Source organism: Rubrobacter marinus (assembly GCF_011492965.1).
GTDB classification, from domain to species: Bacteria; Actinomycetota; Rubrobacteria; order Rubrobacterales; family Rubrobacteraceae; genus Rubrobacter_F; species Rubrobacter_F marinus.
Window position 1 is genome coordinate 4,018,953 of sequence record NZ_CP045121.1, and the last position, 14,364, is coordinate 4,033,316.

15 protein-coding genes and 1 pseudogene are annotated in these 14,364 nt (G+C 68.3%); 5 read left to right on the forward strand and 11 right to left on the reverse strand.

Translation table 11 applies throughout. The annotated features are described in order from the left end of the window. Window positions 1-57: 57 nt before the first annotated feature. On the reverse strand, window positions 58-924 hold the full coding sequence (locus GBA65_RS20615; RefSeq protein ID WP_166398141.1) for a DMT family transporter: 867 nt from the start codon (window positions 922-924) through the stop codon (window positions 58-60). A gap of 94 nt (window positions 925-1,018) precedes the next feature. Between GBA65_RS20615 and GBA65_RS20620 the strand changes: the two genes are divergently transcribed. The 4 genes from GBA65_RS20620 (at window position 1,019) to GBA65_RS20635 (ending at window position 3,669) form a co-directional block, all read left to right on the forward strand. Continuing rightward, the gene (locus GBA65_RS20620; RefSeq protein ID WP_207955984.1) at window positions 1,019-1,816 is read left to right on the forward strand and encodes an alpha/beta fold hydrolase; all 798 of its coding nucleotides are present in this window, start codon (window positions 1,019-1,021) and stop codon (window positions 1,814-1,816) included. Window positions 1,817-1,873: 57 nt separating this feature from the next. Beyond that, window positions 1,874-2,740, forward strand: coding sequence for a metallophosphoesterase family protein (locus GBA65_RS20625; RefSeq protein ID WP_166398142.1), 867 nt, complete (start codon window positions 1,874-1,876; stop codon window positions 2,738-2,740). Between the two features lie 93 nt (window positions 2,741-2,833). Beyond that, window positions 2,834-3,046 (forward strand): hypothetical protein, encoded by a 213-nt coding sequence (locus GBA65_RS20630; protein WP_166398143.1) that lies wholly within the window; start codon window positions 2,834-2,836, stop codon window positions 3,044-3,046. A 311-nt stretch (window positions 3,047-3,357) separates the two neighbouring features. Further along, a complete protein-coding gene (locus GBA65_RS20635) occupies window positions 3,358-3,669 on the forward strand; it encodes a hypothetical protein (RefSeq protein ID WP_166398144.1) in 312 nt (103 codons plus the stop codon). A 179-nt stretch (window positions 3,670-3,848) separates the two neighbouring features. Here GBA65_RS20635 and GBA65_RS20640 read toward each other — a convergent pair whose 3' ends face one another. From GBA65_RS20640 to GBA65_RS20675, 10 genes and pseudogenes are all read right to left on the reverse strand, one after another. Beyond that, window positions 3,849-4,616, reverse strand: a complete 768-nt coding sequence (locus GBA65_RS20640) for an SRPBCC family protein (protein ID WP_166398145.1) — start codon at window positions 4,614-4,616, stop codon at window positions 3,849-3,851. Next, window positions 4,613-4,915: a nucleotidyltransferase family protein gene (locus GBA65_RS25630; protein ID WP_266096528.1), complete on the reverse strand. Its 303-nt coding sequence runs from the start codon at window positions 4,913-4,915 to the stop codon at window positions 4,613-4,615. Before GBA65_RS25630 ends, GBA65_RS20640 begins: the two co-directional genes overlap by 4 nt. A 68-nt stretch (window positions 4,916-4,983) precedes the next feature. After that, window positions 4,984-5,247: pseudogene (locus GBA65_RS26925) on the reverse strand (nucleotidyltransferase family protein); the annotation flags it as partial. Next, window positions 5,244-6,101, reverse strand: a complete 858-nt coding sequence (locus GBA65_RS20650; protein ID WP_228281531.1) for an XdhC family protein — start codon at window positions 6,099-6,101, stop codon at window positions 5,244-5,246. The pseudogene GBA65_RS26925 and the gene GBA65_RS20650, both read right to left, overlap by 4 nt. Then, window positions 6,098-6,412, reverse strand: a complete 315-nt coding sequence (locus GBA65_RS23760) for an XdhC family protein (RefSeq protein WP_207955985.1) — start codon at window positions 6,410-6,412, stop codon at window positions 6,098-6,100. The genes GBA65_RS20650 and GBA65_RS23760 overlap by 4 nt, the downstream gene beginning before the upstream one ends. Before the next feature lie 27 nt (window positions 6,413-6,439). Continuing rightward, window positions 6,440-7,594, reverse strand: a complete 1,155-nt coding sequence (locus GBA65_RS20655) for a vWA domain-containing protein (RefSeq protein WP_228281534.1) — start codon at window positions 7,592-7,594, stop codon at window positions 6,440-6,442. Window positions 7,595-7,596: 2 nt separating this feature from the next. After that, window positions 7,597-8,523: an AAA family ATPase gene (locus GBA65_RS20660; protein WP_207955986.1), complete on the reverse strand. Its 927-nt coding sequence runs from the start codon at window positions 8,521-8,523 to the stop codon at window positions 7,597-7,599. After that, window positions 8,520-9,371, reverse strand: a complete 852-nt coding sequence (locus GBA65_RS20665) for an FAD binding domain-containing protein (protein WP_166398147.1) — start codon at window positions 9,369-9,371, stop codon at window positions 8,520-8,522. The genes GBA65_RS20660 and GBA65_RS20665 overlap by 4 nt, the downstream gene beginning before the upstream one ends. 6 nt (window positions 9,372-9,377) lie before the next feature. Beyond that, window positions 9,378-11,867 (reverse strand): xanthine dehydrogenase family protein molybdopterin-binding subunit, encoded by a 2,490-nt coding sequence (locus GBA65_RS20670; protein ID WP_166398640.1) that lies wholly within the window; start codon window positions 11,865-11,867, stop codon window positions 9,378-9,380. Between the two features lie 41 nt (window positions 11,868-11,908). Continuing rightward, a complete protein-coding gene (locus GBA65_RS20675) occupies window positions 11,909-12,373 on the reverse strand; it encodes a (2Fe-2S)-binding protein (protein ID WP_323127064.1) in 465 nt (154 codons plus the stop codon). A 645-nt stretch (window positions 12,374-13,018) separates the two neighbouring features. Between GBA65_RS20675 and mdo the strand changes: the two genes are divergently transcribed. Beyond that, a complete protein-coding gene (mdo, locus tag GBA65_RS20680; protein WP_166398149.1) occupies window positions 13,019-14,281 on the forward strand; it encodes an NDMA-dependent methanol dehydrogenase in 1,263 nt (420 codons plus the stop codon). The last annotated feature ends 83 nt before the right edge of the window (window positions 14,282-14,364 follow it).

The following is a 14,364-nucleotide window of genomic DNA, read 5'->3' on the forward strand; positions in this document are numbered from 1 at the left end:
AGCCTACAGGGCTTTGTTTCAGGGCGGTGAACTCCCCTTGAAGAGTGGGTTAAACCCCTACTTGCCCCGGCGCAGGACCGGCAGCACCTCGCCTATCACGAGCGCCGAGAGGATCATGGAGGCCCCGAAGATCTGGACCGCGACGAGCCTGTCCCCCGCGAGCCAGTACCCGAAGAGGGCGGCGAAGAGGGGCTCCATCGTGAGGATCACGGCGGTGCGGGCCGCGGGCAGCCGCTGCTGGACGAAGGTCTGCACCCAGAACGCCCCGGCCGAGGCGAGTAGGCCCGTCACGAGCAGCGCGACCCAGACCTCCCGAGGCGGCAGGCTGAGGGGCTCGAAGAGCGGCCAGGAGAGGGAGAAGACGAGCGCCATCGCGAGAATCTGGGCGAACGCGAGCCCGCCGGCGTCGTGGGACGGGGCGTAGCGGGAGAGGAGCGCTATGTGTACCCCCAGGGCGCCCGCGCACAGGAGCGTGAGGACGTCCCCCCAGTTGGCGCCGTCGGGGCCGCCGCCCGCGAGCAGGGCCATCCCGAGGAGGCTCAGGGACACCGCGACGAGCACCCCGCGCGAGGGCCGCGCCCCGAAGAGCAGGCGGTCCGCCAGGGGGGCGAAGACGACGAAGAGCCCGGTGATGAGCCCCGCGTTCGTCGGGGTCGTGAACAGGAGGCCCGCGGTTTGGAAGAGGTAGCCCGCCGCGAGGACGAGCCCGATGGCGCCGCCCGCGGCGAGCGTCCTCGGCGGGGCCTTTCTCGCCAGCGGGGCCATCGCGGCGGCGGCGAGGGCGAAGCGGACCGCAAGAAACGGGAGCACGCCGTAGAGGGCTATGGCCTCCCCCACCACGACGAAGGTCCAGCCCCACACCGCCGTTACCCCCACCAGGAGGCCCGAGTACAGGACCCTCAGGAAGCCGCTCTCGCCCGTCACGCACGCACCATACGGGCCCCATTCTAGGTTAGATGCTAGTGTACGTGGAGCCGACGCTTCGGCAGGGTTTATCAGGATCGGGGAGGAGACGGGGATGAGACAGTACCGTACGAGCGACGGGCCCATGGCGCACGGGGAGAGCGGATCGGGGCCGAAGGACCCGCTCGTGCTGCTGCACGCCTTCCCCCTGAACCGGCGCATGTGGGCCCCGCAGGTACGCGCGCTCGAGGGCGAGCGCCGGGTCATCACCCCGGACTACCCGGGCTTCGGCCGGTCCCCGCGTCCCTGCGCGCAGCCCGACGTTCGCCACTACGCCGAAGGGGTGCGCGAGCTTCTGGACGGGCTCCACCTCGAGCGCGTAGCCCTCGGGGGCCTTTCCATGGGCGGCTACGTCGCCTTCGCGTGCCTCAGGCTCTTCCCCGAGCGCATAAGCGCGCTCGTCCTCGCCAACACCCGCCCCGACCCGGACACGGAGGAGGCTCGGGAGACCAGGCGCGAGCTCGCCCGCCGGGTCGCCGAGGAGGGCGTCGAGATCCTCCCGGACCTCCAGATGGAGCGCCTCCTCTCCCGACAGACGCTCCAGAACAAGCCCGAGGTCGTCGAAGACGTGCGGCGCATGATCCTCGAGAGCTCCCCCGACGGCGTCGTCGCGGCCCTCGGCGCGATGCGGGACCGCCCCGACTCGACGGACCTGCTCGGCGAGATAGGGGTGCCGACCCTCGTCCTCGGCGGCGAGGAGGACGCCATCTCCACCCCGGAGGTCATGGAGAGGATGGCCTCCGGCATCCCCGACAGCCGCTACGTCGCCCTCCCGAACGCCGGCCACCTCTCGAACCTCGAGGCCCCGGAGGAGTTCAACGCCGCCCTCGCGGGCTTTCTGGCGAGGGTCTAGGGGGCCCGGAGGGATGGGGGGTTCCCCAAACCGCCCGTTGGGGTACACTTCCGCCCCGTGGTGAAAATCTTGCACACCTCGGATCTGCACTTCGGCCGGCCGGCCGTAGCGGCGCAACTCGATTCCCTCAAGGGCTCCATCGCGGAGATCTCGCCGGACGCCGTCGCGGTCTCCGGCGACCTCACCCAGCGGTGCTCGACCTCGGAGTTCCTGAAGGCCAGGGCCTACCTCGACTCCATCGAGGAGATCGCGCCGGTCATCGTCATCCCCGGCAACCACGACGTCCGGTGGATCGGCGCCGTCGCCCGCCAGCTCGGGGCCGTCGGCCTCGTCGGACGGAGCGCCCACGACTTCAAGTACTCCAAGTACATCCGGTACATCTCCCCCGAGCTGAACCCCTCCCTTGAGATACCGGGGGCGGTCATCGCCAGCTGCAACACGGCGCACGGCATCGCGCGCGGCTCGCTGACGCGCCGCTTCAGGGACCTCGGCGTGATCGGGCACGTCAACAAGCGCGACCTCAAAAAGGTCGAGGAGGCCTTCTCGAAGGCCGCGCCCGACGCGGCGCGCATCGTCATGATCCACCACAACCCCATAAAGGGCGAGACCTCCGGCCGCCACGGGCTCGCCAACACCAAGCAGGCCCTTGAGGCCTTCGAGAGGCTCGGGGCCGAGCTCGTCCTCTGCGGCCACGACCATCAGGAGGCCGTCCACACCGTCCAGGAGTACGCGCCCGGGATCGTGATCTCGACCGCCGGCACGATCTCCAACCGCCTGCGCGCCGGCAGGCCGTCGAGCTTCAACCTCGTCACCATAGACGACACGGAGCTCCGCATAACCACCTACGCCTGGCAGCACCCCGAGGGCTTCGCGCCCGCCCGCGAGCACTCCTTCCCGCGCTCCGCCGCCTCCCGCTCCGCGTAGGGGCTACGCATACCCCATGCAAGCCCGCCGCACGACCGTTCCGCGGCGCGGGGTATAATCCGCCCGCAAGGCTTCCAGGAGAAGGGGTAGCGCATGTGGAGCAGGCTGACCCGCGGTGGCGACGGTCTCCCCCGCGAGAAGGTGGACGCCGTAGTACGCCTCATAGACAAGTACCTGGGCGAAGAAGCCCAGCTCCGTAACCTCCAGTCCGACAAGCAGACGATCCACCCGAGGGACCTCCCGCCCCAGAAGCGCGAGGCGCTCATAGCCGAGATCTTCGAGATCCTCAAGGACGCCCGTAAGTAGGGGGCGGGGGTACGACGGTGCCCCCGCCCCCTCACCACGAACACCGCCGCCGACGGCCACAACTCGCTGAGGCCGAGCGATCTACAACGCAGCCCTCTGGCTCTGGCGCGTCTTCTATACGTCCCCGGGCGTCGCTCTCCCTTCGATGACGGCATCGGCGGAGCGAACCAGTACCTGCCTCCCGGTAGCCGCCCACCAGGAAGCCCCTCGGGGGTGCCGAGTTCCCCGCCGCGACGGACGTCCCTGCGCCGGGCCGTGTTTAAGGGTATAAAGCGTGTTGCAGAAGCACCCACCGGGGAAGGAGGGCATTAGTGCCAGTACGAGAAAGAAGACCCGAGGACGAGAAGCCCCTATTCAGGGCGGTCAACGACCGGCGATTGATAAGACCGGTCAGCGAGGAACAGGCGGGAACCGCGCAGGCGGAGCAGGAGCAGCCCTCTGCGGCGGCAGGGCAGACGGCCCCTCAGTCGGGGGCGGGCCAGAGCGGGCAGGGCCCGATCGCAAGGGGACTGGACAGGGCCGAGGAGAACAACTGGGTGTACGGCTCGGTGGCGAACGCGCTCCGCCAGTCCGGCCTGGTGGCCAGGGCAGACGACCTTCTGAGCAGGCTGAACGGGGGCTAGCCCGGTACCGGTAGGCAGGGCCGTGGGGCGAGCCGCCCCACCCGAGCCGTGAGCAAGGACGAGGGCGCCGGGCTCATGAGCCCGGCGCCCTCGTCCTTCTAGTCCGAAGCATCTTCGGCGACGCCCGGGAGGGGCGTCGCCGTCCGTATCCTCCGGCCCTCGCCCCCTCCGAGAAGCTTCTAGAACCGCAGGCGCGCCTCGAACTCGCCGCGCGCGCCGGAGCGGGAGAAGCTCGCCGCCGACGACGACGGCGACGAAGACTTGCCGCCGCCCCTGAGCAGACGGAGCACGAAGACCAGGGCGACGGCGCCGGCCAGGAGGGGCACCAGCGGCTTGATCCGCTCCATAACCGCGTCGCGGCTCGCCTCGCCGAGGTCCAGCGCCTCGACCTCATCCTGCTGACGACCGCCGCCCTGCTGGGCAGACTGAGCCTGGCCGCCCCCGGAACCGTTCGTCGACGGCTGGGCACCCGCCAGGGAAGACCCTCTAGAAGCGCCTCCGTTCTGGATCTCCTCCTCCAGGCAGTCGGCGAACCTCTGGAGCAGCCTCTCCGACACCTGCTGCTGCACGCCCCTGCCGAACTGCGCGGCGCGGCCGGTGATCTGCATGTCGGTCTCGACCTGAACCTTCGTGCTGCCGTTCCCCTCGTCCTGCAGCGTGGAGATGATGGTCGCCGAAGCCGTCCCCTGGCCCCGGGCATCCTTGCCGTCGGCCCTCAGAACCGCCCGGTGGGCGGACTCGTCGGCCTCCTGGATCTTCACCGTGCCGCTGTACTGCTGGGTGACGGGGCCGAGCTTCACCTTCATCGCCCCGTCGTACTCGCGCTCGCCCGTCTCTTGCGTCAGGGAAGCCCCCGGCAAGCAAGGGGTAATGCGCTCGAGATCCAGCAACACGTTCCAGACCTCTTCCACGGGAACGTTGACCGTAAACTCGTTGTTCAGCTTCATCGGTTCCTCCTTTGACCGATAATCCCGCCACGCCCGGGAGCGGTCAGCTCCTCCTCGAGGCGCCGCAGGTCCTCCACAGTATCCACGTCGCCCGGATCCGCTACGTCATCGCAAGGTACCTCCGTTACCAGTTCCGGGTGGCGCGCGAGTACCGCCCTCGCCCCCCTGTCCCCCGACATCTCGCGCTCCAGGAGCGGCCAGACCTCCCTGGCGAAGAGCGCCGGGTTGCGCTGCTCCCCGCCGTAGGTCGCCACCGCCACGCGTGCCCCGCCCTCGAAGGCCTCGACGAGACGCCCCACCGCCCCGCCCCCACGAGCGGCTGATCCGCCAGGGCGACGACCGCGGCGCGGGACCCCGACGAGCACGCCCCGAGCCCCGCGCGCACCGAGGTGGACATCCCCTCCGCCCAGCCCGGGTTCTCGACCACGCGAACCCCGTATGCGTCGCTCAAGCTGCGCAACCTTTCCCCTTCGGATCCGACGACAACGATTGTCTCATCCACCGGCGCCCCGCGCAGCCCGTCGAGCGTGGTCTCGATCAGGGTTCGCCCCCCGAACGGGGCCAAAAGCTTGCCGCCCCCGAACCGGCTCCCCGCGCCGGCGGCGAGCACGATGGCCGAGACCCCGCTCACCGCGGGTCTCGGGCCGCCCCCGCCGTGTTCCGCCCGGCGTCCCGCGCGTCCGGCGACGGGGCCACGTCCGGCGCGGCCTCGTGGATCGGACCGGACCGCTCGGCGAGGCGTCCCCCCGCGTGCCCCGTCCGGAACGCGATAATCTCCGCCGCGATCGCCACCGCCGTCTCCTCCGGGGTGCGCGAGCCGATGTCCAGGCCTATGGGGCTGCTGATGCGCCCGAGCGCCTCGTCCGTGACCCCCTCCTCCTTGAGGCGGGCCGTCCGGTTGTCGTGCGTCCGGCGGCTCCCCATCGCCCCGATGTACCCGGCCTCCGTGTTCAGCGCCTCCTTGAGCACCGGCACGTCGAACTTCGGGTCGTGGGTGAGGACGCAGATTACGCTCCGGCGGTCCACCTCGGCCGTCTTCAAGAACTCGTCGGGCCAGGCGACGACCACCTCGTCGGCCGAGGGGAAGCGCTCGCGCGTTGCGAAGACCGCCCGGGCGTCGCAGACGATCACGCGATACCCCAGGAACTTCCCGACCCTGGCGACGGCGGAGGCAAAATCTATCGCCCCGAAGACGTACATCTTGGGCGGCGGCGCGAAGCTCTGCACGAAGACGGCGACGTCCTCCATGCGCCGCTGACCCCTCGGCCCGAAGTGGCGCGTCTCGGTCTTGCCGCCCTCGAGTAACCCCCGGGCCGCCTCGACGACCGCCCTGTCGAGGTCCTCGTTCCCCGCGCTCCCCTCGTGGTCGTCCGGGGTGACGAGGAGCTTGCCGCCGAAGGAAGCCTCAGGACCCTCTATTACCGTCGCCACCGCGACCGGCGACTGCTCGGCCAGCAGCTCGCGCCAGCGGCTGATTATGCTCACCAGTCCACCCGCTCCACGAAGATGTGGATGATCCCGCCGCACGTCAGCCCCACCCCGAACGCCTCATCATCCGAGATGCCGTAAGTCAAGAGCTTCGGCCTCCCCGTCTCGATGGCCGCCATCGCCTCCTCGAAGACCGCGGGCTCCACACACCCGCCGCTCACCGACCCCACGACCTGCCCGTCCTCGGAGACTGCCATCGAGGTCCCCGGCCCTAAGGGTCCGCTCCTCTCGACCTTCACCACCGTCGCCAGGGCGGCCTTCCTCTCTTCTTCGCGCCAACCTGCGATCTTCTCTATCACGGGGTTCACAGCGAAAACCTCCTTTTTGCGACCATTCTAGCGGCTCGTGGCGGAGTCCTCGGCCGAAGCGCCGGCGACGGCGTAGGCGAGCTCTTGCAGGCTCTCGAAGTTGTGGCCCGAGAGGAACACGTCCACGTAGGGAAGTGCTGCGGCCATCCCGCGCGCGAGCGGCTGGTAGCCGGGGGCGGCCTTGAGCGGGTTGACCCAGATGACCTTGTGGGCGAGGCGGTGTATGCGCCGCATCGCGTCCGCGAGAACCTCCACGTCCCCGCGGTCCCAACCGTCCGAGAGCAGGACCACGACGGCGCCACGGGCCATCCCGCGCTGGCCCCAAACGTCCACGAACTCCTTTACGGTATCGCCGAGCCGGGTCCCGCCGGACCAGTCCTCTATCGTCCTGGAGGCCTCCCGGAGCGCCCGGTCGGGGTTGCGGTTGGTCAGCTCGCGCGTCACGCGCGTGAGCCGCGTCCCCATCACGAACGCCTCCACCGGCTCCCCCGAGGCGACGCTCGCGTGCATGAACCTGAGGAGCGCCCGGCTGTAGGAGGCCATGGAGCCGGAGACGTCGCACAGGAGGACGACCCGGCGGGGCCGGTCCCTAGCCTTGCGGTAGCGGTGGCGTATGGGCTCCCCCCCGGTGCGCATGGCGGCCCTCAGGGTCCTTCTCGCGTCGGGGCGGCCCCTGTGCGAGGGCTCGAGGCGCCGCGAGCGCTTCATCGCCCCGGCGAGGTTTATGTCCGCCATGAGCCGGTACAGCTCGGCGAACTCCTCGGGCGTCACGTCCGCGAAGTTCTTTTTGCGGAGGATATCCACGGGGCTGTAGCGCAGCTTCACCGCCTCGTCGCCCTTCTCGTTCTTCTCGGCGCTCTTCTTGGGGGGCTGCACGGAGTCCGGGGAGAGCGTGACCGAGAACTTCTGCCCCGGCGGGCTCGGGACCTTGAGGCCCTCCTTCCCCTCCCAGAAGACCTTGAACGCCCGGTCGTACATCTCGAAATCCTCTGGACGGGAGCAGAGCGTCGTCCGCCCGGCCCAGTACACGTCGTCGCGGTCCCCCACGTCGATCTCCTCGAGAGCGCCCGCGAAACCTACCACCCGATCCGGCCCCGCCGCGATCCCGGCCCTCCGGAGGAGACGGCCGAAGACGACGGCTACCCGGACCATCGGAAGGACGTTCTCGACCTCGGGCTCCACCCCTAGCTCCCCGCGAGGAGGCTCAGCGACTGCAGCAGGACCCTCTGCTGGTCCTCGTGGTACTTCAGGACCGAGCCCATGGTCGCCTCGATCAGATCCTCGTTCAGCTCCTTCGCGCCGAGGGCGACGAGGGCCTCGGTCCAGTCGAGCGTCTCGGCCACGCCGGGCGGCTTGTAGAGGTCCATCGAGCGCAGGCGCTGAACGGCCTTCGCGACCTGCCGCGTGAGCCTCTCCTCGGCGTCCGGAACCCTGAGGCGTACGATCTCGACCTCCCGCTCCAGGTCAGGATGGTCGATAAAGAAGTACAGGCAGCGGCGCTTGAGGGCGTCGTGGACCTCGCGGGTCCGGTTCGAGGTCAGGATGGCGACCGGCGGGCGCTCGGCCCTGACCGTCCCTATCTCGGGGATGGTCACGGAGTAGTCCGACAGGATCTCCAGCAGAAAGGCCTCGAACTCGTCGTCTGCCCGGTCCACCTCGTCTATAAGCAGGATGGGCGGGTTCTCGCCCCGGTGCTCGATAGCCTGGAGGAGCGGCCGTTGCACGAGAAACTGGCGCGTGTACAGCTCGTCCTCGAGGCGCGAGCGGTCCCCGCCGGTCGTGCCCAGGGCCTCGGCCGTGCGGATGTGCAGAAGCTGGCGGGCGTAGTCCCACTCGTAGACGGCCTGGTTGACGTCTATGCCCTCGTAGCACTGCAGACGGATCAGGGGTGTCTCCAGCATCCGGCTCAGGACCTTCGCGACCTCGGTCTTGCCGACCCCGGCCTCGCCCTCAAGAAAGAGCGGCTTCTGGAGCTTGAGGGCCAGAAAGATCGCCGTAGCCAGTCCTTCGCCAGCGAGGTAGCTCTCCTCGCGCAGCTTCTCGCCCATCTCCCCGGAACGCGAAACGCCGGGGGGCAGGGCCCCCCGGCGTCCGTTTACGGCTTCGCTCAACGGCTCAGGGCTTCCTCAACCGCGCGCTTGGTCCAGACCCGCGCCAGGTGACGGCGGAACTCGGCCGAGGCCGCGCTGTCGGAGGCCGGGCTGGTCCCCTCGTCGGCGGACTGGGCGGCTTCGGCGACGGCGTCGCGAGGGGCCCCGGAGAGGGCCTGCTCGACGGAGGTCGCCCGGAGCGGCGTCGCGCCCATGGCGGTCAGCGCGATGCGCGCCGAGCCGATGGAGCCGTTGGAGCGCTCCACGACCGCCGCGACGCCCACCATCGCCCAGTCCTGCGAGCGACGGCTGAACTTCTTGTACGACCAGCCGGTGTTCCCATTCAGCTTCGGGACCCGGACCTCGGTCACGACCTCTTGCTCGCCGAGGTCGGTCACCAGGTAGTCCTGGAAGAAGTCCGCCGCCTTCACGACCCTCTCGCCGTTCGGGCCCTGGACAACGATCGAGCCCTCGAGCGCCGTGATGACGCTCGGCATGTCCCCGGAGGCGTCGCCGTGGGAGAGCGTGCCGCCGATGGTGCCGCGGTGCTGGACCGACGGGTCTCCGAGGAGCCCCGCGGTGTAGCCCACGATGCCGCAGTGCTGCGCGACCATCTCGTTGAAGGCCAGGTCGCGGTGGCGGGTCATGGCGCCGATCTTCAGGTGGTCGCCCCCGTCACGTACGTAGCGCAGGTTCTCCAGCTTGCCCAGGTCTATAAGGACCGCGGGCGCGGCGAGCCTGAGGCGCATGATCGGGATCAGGGAGTGCCCGCCCGCCAGGAGCTTGGACTCGTCGCCGTACTGCCCGAGCAGCTCTATGGCGTGGTCGACGGACTCCGCGACCTCGTAGTCGAAGGCTACGGGGATCATCTAGCGTTACCTCCCCTGCTTTATGTCGGCGCCGCTCGCCTCCAGCGAGGCATCGATCTGCCTGTCGCCGGATTGCTTGCCCTGCGCGTTCTGTATCGCCTTCCACACCCTCATCGGGGAGGCAGGCATGTCTATGTGCTTGATGCCCAGCGGCGAGAGCGCGTCCACGATCGAGTTGATGACCGCGGGCGGCGCGCCGATGGTGCCGGCCTCGCCGACGCCCTTCACACCGAGCGGGTTGCTCGGGGACGGGGTCACGGTCCGGTCCAGCGTGAAGTTCGGAAGCTCGGGCGCCCCGGGGATCATGTAGTCCACCATCGAGGCGGTGACGAGGTTGCCTTCCTCGTCGTAGATGACGCCCTCGTATAGCGCCTGGGCGATGCCCTGCGCCAGGCCGCCGTGAAGCTGGCCGTCCACGATGGTCGGGTTGATGACCGGGCCGCAGTCGTCCACCGCGATGTAGTCGCGCAGCTTGACCTTACCGGTCTCCGTGTCCACCTCGGAGACGCAGATGTGCGCGCCGAACGGGAACGTGAAGTTCGGCGGGTCGTAGATCATGCTCTCGTTGAGGACCGGCTCCATCCCCTCCGGCAGATCGGCCGCCAGATACGCGGCCCCCGCGACGTCCTGAATGGTGACGTTCTGGTCCGGCGAGCCGGCGACGCTGAAGCGGCCGCCCTCGAACTCGATGTCCTCCTCGGAGGCCTCCAGCATGTGCGCCGCGATCTTCTTGCCCTTCTCGACCACCTTGTTGGCGGCGTGGTACACCGCGATGCCGCCGACGGCGAGGCTCCTGGAGCCGTAGGTGTCGCGGCCGAAGGGGACCGCGTCCGTGTCGCCGTGGATCACGTCTACGTCGTCGGGGGTGACGCCCAGGACGTCGGCCGCGATCTGGGACCAGCTCGTCTCGTGGCCCTGGCCGTGGGGCGAGGTGCCGGTGGCGACCTCGACCTTGCCGGTCACGAGCATCCTGACGTTGGCGGCCTCCCAGCCACCGCCGCCAAGACCGAGGCCCGCGAGAGCCTGAGACGGCCCGAGGCCGCAGATCTCGGTGTAGGTCGAGAACCCGATCCCGAGCTGGACGGGGTCGCCCGACTCGCGCCTGCGCTGCTGCTCGGCGCGCAGGGACTCGTAGTCCGCGAGCTCTATAGCCCGATCCAGGACCGCCTGCAGGTTGAACGAGTCGTACTGCAGGCCCGCCGGGTTCGCCGTCGGCTCGTCGAACGGCTCGAAGAAGTTCCTCCGCCTGACCTCGGCCGGGTCCATGTTCAGCTCGCGGGCCAGGGAATCCATGGCCCTCTCGATGGCGAAGCAGGCCTCGGGCCGTCCCGCGCCGCGGTAGGCGTCGGTCGGCGTCAGGTTCGTGAAGACGCCCTTGATCTCGATGGCGAAGTTCTCGAAGTTGTAGACGCCGGGGAACAGCGCCGCACCGCTGACCGCGATGGCCGGGGTCAGAAGCTGCAGGTAAGCGCCCATGTCGTCGAGGAGCTTCACCCGCAGACCGAGGATCTTACCGTCGGAGTTGGCGGCGAGCTCGATGTCCTGGATCTGGCCGCGGCCGTGGATCGTCGCCTGGTAGTTCTCCGAACGGTCCTCGACGTACTTGACGGGCGTGCCCAGCTTCTTCGCCAGCACGACCGCGATGATCTCCTCGCGGTACAGGTTCAGCTTGGAGCCGAACCCGCCGCCCACGTCCGGGGCCACGACCCGTATCTCGTTCTCGGGGATGCCGGTCGAGAGCGACAGGACGATCTTGAGGAGGTGAGGGACCTGGGTCGACGAGTACATCACGATCCCCTGGTGCCCGGGCTCCGGGGAGGCGACTACCGCCCTCGGCTCGATGGCGGTCGGGAGCACGCGCTGCTGGATGTAGCGCTCCTTGATGACCACGTCGGCCCGCCTCATAGCCTCGCCGGTGTCCCCCTGGCCTCCTACGTTGGGGCCCCGAACGCCCCCGCCTTCCAGTTGCGTGTCGTCGGGAGCGTCGAAGAGGTCGTCTATGCCCTCGACGCCCGCGGTGTACTTGAAGCACTCGTTGGTGCCGAACTCCTCGTGCACCAGCGGGGCGCCCTCCGCGAGCGCCGCCTCCATGTTCACGACCGGCGGCAGGGGCTCGTAATCCACCACGATGGACTCGAGCGCGTCCTGGGCGGTGTAGCGGTCGCTCGCCACCACCACGGCCAACACGTCGCCGACGTGGCGTACCTCGTCGGTGACGATGGGCGAGAAGAAGGGGCTGTTCTGCTGGTCGGAGACCACCGCTCCGCACGGCACCCCGCCCGGCCACTGATCCGCGAGTTCCGCACCCGTAAACGCCCCGACGACGCCGGGCCGCTCCAGGGCGCCCGAGACGTCGAGCTTCGTGATCTTCGCCCGCGCGAAGGGGCTCCTAAGCATGGCCAGATGCAGCATGCCCGGCAGCTTGATGTTGTCGGTCCAGTTGGCTCTTCCGGTTACGAGGTTCGGGTCCTCCTTGCGAGGTAGCCCGCCCCCCATGTAGCGTTCCGGTGCCTGGGTCACTCCAGCGCCTCCTTGCTTCAGCTCGTCTGGCCGGCAGCTTGCTGCACGGCCTTGACGATGTTCTCGTAACCGGTGCAGCGGCAGTAATTGCCCTCCAGAGCCTCCCGGATCTCCTCCTCGTTCGGGTTCGGGTTCTCCTTGAGGTAGCTCACGGAAGCCAGGATCATGCCCGGCGTGCAGTACCCGCACTGCAGCCCGTGGTTCTCGTGGAACGCCGTCTGCATCGGGTGCCACTCGCCGTTGGACTGCAAGCCCTGCACCGTCGTGATCTCGTGCCCGTCGGCCTGCACCGCGAAGAGCGTGCAAGATTTGACCGACTGCCCGTTGAGCAATACGGTGCACGCACCACAGTTGGAGGTGTTGCACCCGACCATCGTCCCCGTCAGGTTCAAACCCTCACGCAAGTAATGCACGAGCAGCAACCGAGGCTCGACCTCGTGCTCGTAGGTGACGCCGTTGACGCTCAGCTTGATCCTTCGCACCCCTTCTCTCCTTTCCCCCGTCATTGAACGGTGCTCACCACTCAACGTCCGAAACAACAGCTTCCCCAGAAACGCTTGTGGCCACAGTCAGAAGTATCACAGGCCGTGCGGCCCGACGATCTTTCGTACTGATTTACCTATTTCAAGCCTAGCACAAGCGGCATTACGCGCGCAACGAAGGCCACCCCCCCCCGCCTCCGAAGTTAGGGGCCGGACGCGGTCCCGCCAGCACCCAGAGTACAGAGACCCCACGAGCCCGACCGGCGCAACGAAAGGAGAGGCCAAGCCGCGCCCGCTCACAGCTCCCTAACCTCCGCCGTAAAGCCACACGCCCGGCCTTCGGCTAGCTTCGGATGGACCCCCATAGCCCATCCATATTCACATTGCGCATTTAGCTGCAATACGCATACATCTGCGACCCGTATCTCGTAAGTCTCTGGTCGATCGCTGCAAAACTTTGCGCCGGGCTGCGAATGCCGTTACATTGTCTCGCGTTCGGTTGTTGTTACCGTGGCATTGCTCGAACAGTTCGGTTGGAAACGTGGAAAGGGGTGCGTTGGGGGACTAATTCGGAGGGCGTAAGCGCGCTACCGGCGCGTCAGAAGGATCGTCAGGGGAAAGTGACGTAGAAGGAGGAGGAAGAGTATGGACGTTGGGAGGCTTTCGGATTTCCCGATCAAGGAATTCCACCCGATACCGCGCGGGCTGATGGGCCCGGGCGCATACGAGTTGATCGGCGTCGAGGCCAAGAAGCTCGGCTTCAAGAAGACGCTCATCATGACGTCCGGCCTTAAGGGCACGGACATCATCGAGGACATCAAGGGCAAGGTCGAGTACCAGGGCATCGAGGTCGTGGTCTACGACAAGGTCGAGTCCAACCCCAAAGACTACAACGTCATGGACGCCTACCAGCTGTACTCGGAGAACAGCTGCGACAGCTTCATCTCCATCGGCGGCGGCAGCAGCCACGACGCGTGCAAGGCCGCCCGCATCGTGGTGGCCCACGACGGTAGGAACATCAACGAGTTCGAGGGCTTCAACAAGTCCGAGAACCCGGTCAACCCGCCCCACATCGCGGTCAGCACCACGGCGGGGACGGGCGCGGAGACGAGCTGGGCGTACGTGATCACGGACACGACCGGCGACGAGCCCCACAAGTACGTCGGCTTCGACGACGCCAGCGTGACGAGCCTGGCGCTCCTGGACCCGGTGCTCTACTACGACTGCCCGGAGAGGTTCACCGCGCAGTGCGGCTTCGACGTCCTGGCGCACGCCTCCGAGCCGTACGTCTCGCGCATCGACATGCCGCCGAGCCTCGGCACCGCTCTGAAGGTGATCGAGCTGACCAACGAGCACCTCAGGAGGGCCACGTACGAGCCCCGCAACTACGAGGCGCGCAGCGGGATGATGTACGCCCAGTACATGGCGGCGCAGGCGTTCAACTCCGGGGGCCTCGGGATCATCCACTCGATCTCGCACGCGGTGAGCGCGTTCTACGACAGCCACCACGGGCTGAACAACGCCATCGCGCTGCCGCGGGTGTGGGAGTTCAACATGCCCGTGCACTACAAGCGCTTCGCGGACATCGCTCAGGCGATGGGCGTGGAGAGGAACGGCAAGACGGACGTGCAGATGGCCGAGGCCGGGCTCGACGCCGCGATCCAGCTGCTCAGGGACGTGGGCATCCCCGAGAACTTCTCCCAGGTCAACAAGGAGACCTACCCCAAGAACATCATGGGCGAGGGCGTCTACGCGAACGCGGGGACGCAGATCAAGGGCGACGCCGCGGACATCGACCGCATCACGAACCACGTGCTGGGCGACGCCTGCACGCCGGGCAACCCGCGCGAGTGCACCTTCGAGAGCGTCAGGCCGGTGGTCGAGCACTGCATCCACGGCAACCTCTAGGCTACCCACGCGCCCGGGCCATCCCCGGCGCGTAGCGCAGAGCATCACCCGTGACAGCGAGGGGGGCCGCCCCGGGGCGGCCC

What these genes read in the sequence shown, in the direction of transcription:
- GBA65_RS20620 (WP_207955984.1), top strand. Translation starts at nt 1,019, where the DNA reads ATGAGACAGTACCGTACGAGCGACGGGCCCATGGCGCACGGGGAGAGC.
- GBA65_RS20630 (WP_166398143.1), top strand. Translation starts at nt 2,834, where the DNA reads ATGTGGAGCAGGCTGACCCGCGGTGGCGACGGTCTCCCCCGCGAGAAG.
- GBA65_RS20640 (WP_166398145.1), bottom strand. Translation starts at nt 4,616, where the DNA reads ATGAAGCTGAACAACGAGTTTACGGTCAACGTTCCCGTGGAAGAGGTC.
- GBA65_RS20665 (WP_166398147.1), bottom strand. Translation starts at nt 9,371, where the DNA reads ATGATCCCCGTAGCCTTCGACTACGAGGTCGCGGAGTCCGTCGACCAC.
- GBA65_RS20670 (WP_166398640.1), bottom strand. Translation starts at nt 11,867, where the DNA reads ATGGGGGGCGGGCTACCTCGCAAGGAGGACCCGAACCTCGTAACCGGA.
- mdo (WP_166398149.1), top strand. Translation starts at nt 13,019, where the DNA reads ATGGACGTTGGGAGGCTTTCGGATTTCCCGATCAAGGAATTCCACCCG.